The organism is Oceanobacillus arenosus (genome assembly GCF_003369575.1).
Lineage (GTDB): Bacteria > Bacillota > Bacilli > Bacillales > Amphibacillaceae > Oceanobacillus > Oceanobacillus arenosus.
In genome coordinates, this window is record NZ_PIOC01000003.1 from 255,386 (window position 1) to 261,818 (window position 6,433).

General features: G+C 41.1%; 5 protein-coding genes. 1 reads left to right on the forward strand and 4 read right to left on the reverse strand.

The features are described from left to right. Positions 1-2: 2 nt before the first annotated feature. From CWR48_RS03565 to CWR48_RS03580, 4 genes are all read right to left on the reverse strand, one after another. Positions 3-1,310, reverse strand: coding sequence for an ABC transporter substrate-binding protein (locus CWR48_RS03565; RefSeq protein WP_245976703.1), 1,308 nt, complete (start codon positions 1,308-1,310; stop codon positions 3-5). 102 nt (positions 1,311-1,412) lie between these two features. Continuing rightward, on the reverse strand, positions 1,413-2,834 hold the full coding sequence (locus tag CWR48_RS03570; protein WP_170140685.1) for a response regulator: 1,422 nt from the start codon (positions 2,832-2,834) through the stop codon (positions 1,413-1,415). Continuing rightward, positions 2,815-4,257, reverse strand: coding sequence for a sensor histidine kinase (locus tag CWR48_RS03575; protein WP_115771656.1), 1,443 nt, complete (start codon positions 4,255-4,257; stop codon positions 2,815-2,817). The genes CWR48_RS03570 and CWR48_RS03575 overlap by 20 nt, the downstream gene beginning before the upstream one ends. Next, a complete protein-coding gene (locus CWR48_RS03580) occupies positions 4,254-5,240 on the reverse strand; it encodes a sugar-binding protein (RefSeq protein ID WP_245976704.1) in 987 nt (328 codons plus the stop codon). The genes CWR48_RS03575 and CWR48_RS03580 overlap by 4 nt, the downstream gene beginning before the upstream one ends. A 275-nt stretch (positions 5,241-5,515) precedes the next feature. Here CWR48_RS03580 and yidA point away from each other — a divergent pair, with 275 nt between their 5' ends. Further along, positions 5,516-6,340 carry a sugar-phosphatase gene (yidA, locus tag CWR48_RS03585; RefSeq protein ID WP_115771657.1) on the forward strand — a complete coding sequence of 275 codons (825 nt, stop codon included), beginning with the start codon at positions 5,516-5,518 and terminating at the stop codon, positions 6,338-6,340. The last annotated feature ends 93 nt before the right edge of the window (positions 6,341-6,433 follow it).

Here is a 6,433-nt window from a genome sequence, read left to right on the forward strand (position 1 = left end):
CCTTACATTTCTGGTGCTGCACTTACCAATGCTTGAATGAAATTATCGACGTCTCGTTGCGTTACGAAAATATTGACTGCTTGATTCGTTTTCGTCAAGAATCCTTCCGATGCTGCGGAACCATGTGCAAGGCTCGGTACTAATCTCGAATTCTTGAAGTCTTCCATTGTATCCTTCCCATACTGATCATATTTTTCCGGATCTGCATCAATTCTTGCCGGGATCGAACCTTTCAATGGGTTAAACGCATCCTGCCCCTCAACAGAAGCAAGTACTTTCAAGAATTCCTTCACATCATCTGGATTATCAATTCCTTTTGGTAAGCCAAATGTGTCGGTAATAATTTGGAAATCTCCCACTGTATCTGGGAATGCAAAGTAACCAAAGTCAACATTTGTTTCCAAGCCTAAATCATTGGCAAAATACCCTTTAGCCCAATCACCCATATTCAACATTGCCGCTTCGCCATTTGCTACAAGCTGCGCGGAATCCTGCCAGTTACGGGAAGCATGATCTTCATTCACATAATCGAGAATTTTTCCGAATTTCTCTGCTGCATCAACTACCCGTGAATCATCAAAGCCAATTTCACCTGCAAACAACTTCTTATAATCATCCGGTCCTAATGAGCCTAACAGCACATTTTCGAAAATTTGCGTCGCTGTCCATGACTCTTTATCTCCGAGTGCGATTGGAACAACTCCTGCATCCTGTAATTTATCTGCCACTGCGAAGAATTCATCCATTGTTGTTGGTACGTCGATTCCATTGTCCTTAAATACTTGCATATTATAGAAGAAAACATTTCCACGGTGAATATTTACTGGTATCGAATAAATATTACCGTCGCTGCTTACTAGATCAATTAACTCCTCTGGGAATTTATCCATCCAACCGTTTTCTTCATAAAAATCATTCAATGGTTCCATTTTATCCGCGGCAACCCAGCTCTTATTCAGCTCTTCTCCACCATGAACCTGGAACGTTGAAGGAGGATCATTCCCCTGCATTCTTGTCGCTAGAACCGCTTTTGCATTCGTCCCAGCTCCACCAGATACCGCTGCATTATCGATCGTAATGTCAGGATTTTTCTCCTCGAATAAATCAATCAATGCAAGTAGTCCATCCTCTTCCCCAGCACCTGTCCACCAGCTGAAGATCTCCACTTCCCCTGTTGAACCGCCACCGCTATCATCCTTGCTTGCATCATCGGTAGCCTCATCTGCATCCCCTGACGAATCGGAGCTACATGCAGTGATTAATAGTGCAAGTAACATGAAGGTAAAAAGTGCCAATAATTTCTTCTTCACTAGGTATTCCCCCTTTGTGTTTGATACCGCTTTCATATTAAATTATAAAGGACTTAACGCCTATTTATCCGAACCATTACCTGTAATTTTTTACGTTTTCCTTCACTTTTTTAAGATTGTCTGTTGAAACTGCTTCGGTGATTCCCGATAATGCTTTTTAAACACACGACTAAAATAATTCGGATCCTTGTAGCCGACCATGAAGCTAATTTCCTTTAATGAGTAGGTATTTTCTTCAATCAAGCCTTTTGCCTTCTGCATCCGGATCATTGTCAAATACTCAATAAAGTTCATCCCGAATGCTTGCTTAAACATATTGGAAAAATAATTGGCGCTTAAATTCACAGAAGCTGCAACATTTTCTAATGTAATCGCCTCTTGGAAGTGTGCATGTATAAATTTTTTTGCCTGCTCGATAATCGATTTCGACTGATAAAATTCCTTCATTTTGCTGCAGCATAAGTGTAAGAAAGTATGCCAATCCTGATTCGTTTGCATTGAGGAAAAGGCAATGGATGGCGGTACAATATTGCGGATTACGAGCCCATTTTTTAATCGCATATACAACTCCTCTTTATTGTCAGGGCTGAGCTTTCTCTGATATTTTTGAAACATTTGGATTGCTTCCTCCTGCTGTCCTTTTTCAACGATTGCTTCCATTCGGGAGATCACATCATCATCAATTTGTTGAATTTTTTCCGCTGGTAAAAATCCAACTCTGCGTTTTCCATCTGCCGCGAGCTGCACGCTTGCCTCATATGCTTCCACATAGGATTTCGGTAGTTCCTCGAGAAGGATTGCTGGTGAACCAATGCCAATGTAGACGGAATCCCCGATTTTCCGCTGCAACCTTATTGCCAGCTGCAATACATCCGTACGGTGAAGCACTTCCGATGCTACCAAACAAACAACGACAACGTCCTCCACTTGGCGAGCAATAAATCGGTAGGTTGCTTCTTTTTCCAGTCCTTCTTCTACTGCTGATTTCCCTGCACGCTTCACAACGAAAAAGCAAGCGCTTTGTATTTCAGGGAACAACGCTTTTAACGTGATTATTGTCGAATCCTGAAGTGGCGCATGCATTAGCTCCGTAATTAATCGTTCCTGTCTTAGCTCAAGCGTCTGTATTCTTTCTAGCTGCCTGATTTTCTCTGCTTCAATCTCTTTTTGCACCCGTAAAATCGCCTTCACGATTTCCTCCTTCTTCCCTGGTTTTAAAATATAATCCTTGATGCCAAAGCGCATTGCTTCCTTTGCATAATCGAAGGAATCATATGCAGATACTAGAATGAATTTGATTACGGGATTTCCCGCGTTAATTTTTTCAATTGCCTCTAGTCCGTTGATCCCTGGCATTCGGATATCCATGAAAATAACGTCTGGGCTAGTGGCTGCAGCTAATTCAATTGCTTTCCTGCCATTTTCCGCTTCACCAACAACTTCGATAGCAGGAAAGTTTTCCTCGATAAATTTCCGCATTGCTTTTCGCTCAATAAATTCGTCTTCAGCTAATAGGATTCGCATTATTGTCCCTCTTTTTCGGTATTCGTAAGCGGATGGTCGTTCCTTCTTCATGTGCAGATTCAATTTCCACTAACTTTTGCATTTGATAATGGAGCTGAAGCCGGCGGATGACATTTGTTAGACCAATTCCGGTTGAATGGCCGACATGTGCCTCCGCTTCTGTAGATAGGGATAATATGCTTGCGACCTTTTCCTTCGCCATGCCAACACCATCATCTTGCACTTCAATGATAATCTGATGTTCTGTTTGATAGATTTCTAATGTAATGGTTCCGCCCTCTTCCTTTTCCTCGATTCCGTGAATAAAGGCATTCTCCACTAATGGCTGCAAGGTTAAACGGGGAATTTCGATATCCAAACAGGATGGATCAATTTTCAGCTCAAATTGAATCCGCTCGGAAAAGCGCACTTTTTGAATATGAAAATAATCCCTCACAATCGAAACCTCATCCCTTAGGGGTACAAGCTTATCGATTTGTCCCAAGCTATGGCGCAGCAGCATTGCAACCGAATTAATCAATCCAGATGTCGTCTTTGCATCCTCTAAATATGCCATTTTCGAGATAATGTTCAACGTATTAAAAAGGAAATGTGGGTTAATTTGATTTTGCAAATGCTTCAATTCCATCTCCTTTAACAGCTGGTCAAGCTCCGACTGGTCCTTGATTTCACTCACCAGCTCATGAATATTTGTCCGCATATTATTAAAGGTGTCACCAAGCAATTTCAATTCATCATTCGACTTAATTGCAATCTCCTCTCCAAGTAAATCACCTTGCGAAACCTCCTGCGCCGCATGGGATAATTGGGAGATTGGCTTCGTAATCCCTTTTGAAAACCATAACGCAAAAAAGATTGCTAATAGGATCGTCGAAATGAAAAGAAAAATAATGAACAGGAAAAAGCTTTCATTCCGCTTTTGCAACTCCTGATAAAACAACTGGTAATCGGTTAATTCCATATCGAGTATTTCCAGCGCAGACTCCTGGATATAGGTGGCAGCAATCCTTGTCTCCTCAAGGTGTAACGTATAATTTTCAATGTCATCCTTCAACACAAAGCCAACTGTCAGCTCTGTTTCATAAATAAACGTTTCGATGATATTGAGATAATTTTTAATTTCAATATCATTTGCATTTGTAAAAGAGTTGGCTAACCGGTCCTTTTCCGCTTGTAGTACTCTTTTTGTGATAAAATATTCATTTTCGCTGCTTGGATTGCGGTCCATCACAATATTCATTGTATGGTCATAGAGCTCGGAGGATTTTTGCGAGATGGCATTTAATAATAAAAATCGACCAAAGCTGTCCTCATACTCCTTCATTAACTGATTCGAACTAATAAAAATCGATATTGCCGTAATTTGAAATAGAAAGACAAAAACAAAGAAATAGACAACTAGTTTTCCACGAATCGTTCTCATCTTGTTTCCCCACTAGACTGTTGTACATCGTTCTTCTCTAATATTCTCGTCTCCGTAAAAAATTCGTTATCTAATAACACTTGTTCCTGCAGTTCAATCATTACCTTGACCGATTTTTTGCCCATTTCTACTGGGTACTGTGCAATTGTCGCATCGATTTTATTACTGCGAATCAGATCAAGCGTCCTCGGCAGTACATCAAAGGCAGTAATGTACACCTCTTTATTTGGCGCAATTTCCTCGAGCCCCGTCACCATGCCAATCCCGTCGAGGGAACTTGTTCCGACAAGTACATTAATCTCCGGATGCTCCTTCAAAAGTTCATAAGTAGCCTTAGTCGCACCAATCCGGGTAATATTCGATTCCAACGTCGCAACGATTTGGATACGAGGATGGGGCGCTATCTCCTCCTTTAACCCTTCTATCCGCTGTTGTTGATTAATCGCGTCCAACCTTCCTGTCACGATACCGACATACTGCTCCCCCGTTGTATTTTCAATGATCGTCCTTCCTGTAAGCTGCCCCGCATAGTAGTTATCTGTTCCAACATATGCATTCCGCTCACTGCTTTTCACATCGGTGTCAATCGTAATCACCGGTATGCCTCGTTCAATCGATTTATGGACAAGATCAACAAAGCGCTGGCCCTCAATCCCCTGCGTAATAATTCCATCCACCTTTGCAGCTATGAGCCGGTCAAATAATCGGAGCAATTGCTCATTATCCGCCCGTTTTGGTGCCACATATTCTAGGAAAATATTATTCTCTTCAGCAGCCTCCCTCGCCCCCTGCTCGATTAAACGCCAATAATCATTCTCTGTCTCTTCGGCTATGAGTGCGAAGTGATAGGTGTAGTTATCTGGGATGGACGCTTCGTTTTTAATGTAGAATGTTTTGTAGCCATAGTAGAGCATGGCTGTGAAGCTTGTTAGGAAAATGATGATGGATATGGTGTAAAAAACTCGCTTTGGAGTGGTAGACAATTTGGTCACCTTCTTTCGTGATAGCGCTTTCTGTTTATTTTATCATGAAGTGGGAGGTGGGGGTAGTGATTGACGTGGTTGGTTTGGCGTGGGCGTTGGGCTCGATTTCGTGCGGGCGTCGCTCGATTCGGCTCGGGCCTCGCTCGAATTTCTCTCACAACATTCATTTAGACTGCCTGATATTTACAGACTTCTCTAGCAATCTCTAACTATTAAATGATAAATCACCGCCGATGTCGTATAATGAATCTATCAGATAAGAATGGAGAATATATATGTATAAATTAATTGCAATTGATATAGATGGAACCCTGTTAAATGACAACCAAGAGGTACTAGAAGATGTAAAAATGACATTAGACGATGCAAAAAGACAAGGCATTAAGATTGTCCTTTGCTCTGGACGCCCGATTGACGGCATGCGAAACTATATTGAAGCACTCAATTTAGATGAAGATGGCGATTATGCCATTGCATATAATGGTGCGTTCGTACAAGATACGCACACAAACGACGTTGTAGCTCAATTATCACTAGGACATGATGATTTAGTGAAGTTGTACGATCTTAGTATCGAACTAAATACGCCAATGCATTTCTTTGACATAAATGGCCTTTATACGCCAAACACTGATATTAGTGAATATACGATAGTAGAATCCTATATAAATAAAATTCCATTAGGTTATCGTCCAGTGAGCGAAGTCCCAACAAATCTATCAATACCAAAAATCATGTTTATTGATAATCCGGCTAATTTAAATCAAACAATAGAAGCACTTCCAAAGAACCTATATGAAAAGTACACGATTGTTCAAAGCTCCCCATATTTCCTTGAATTTGTTCATCCAGAAGCAAGCAAAGGAAATGCTGTTAAAAGATTAGCAGAACAGCTTGGAATTAAACAAGAGGAGGTTATGGCTATCGGTGATAATGGAAATGATTTATCGATGATCAAGTACGCAGGATGTGGCGTAGCAATGGGTAATGCTATTCCAGAAATCAAAGCAGCAGCTGATTTCCAAACACGAACGAATAATGAGAGCGGCGTTGCGTATGCGATTAAGAAGTTGGCACTGGAGCCTTTGGGTGTACTGTAAATAGTGCCTGTAGTCAAGCCCCCTAAAAATAGACAATAAAAAATTCGACATCTAGGCACACTTTTTGTATTCTAAATAATATGATTTTGGAGA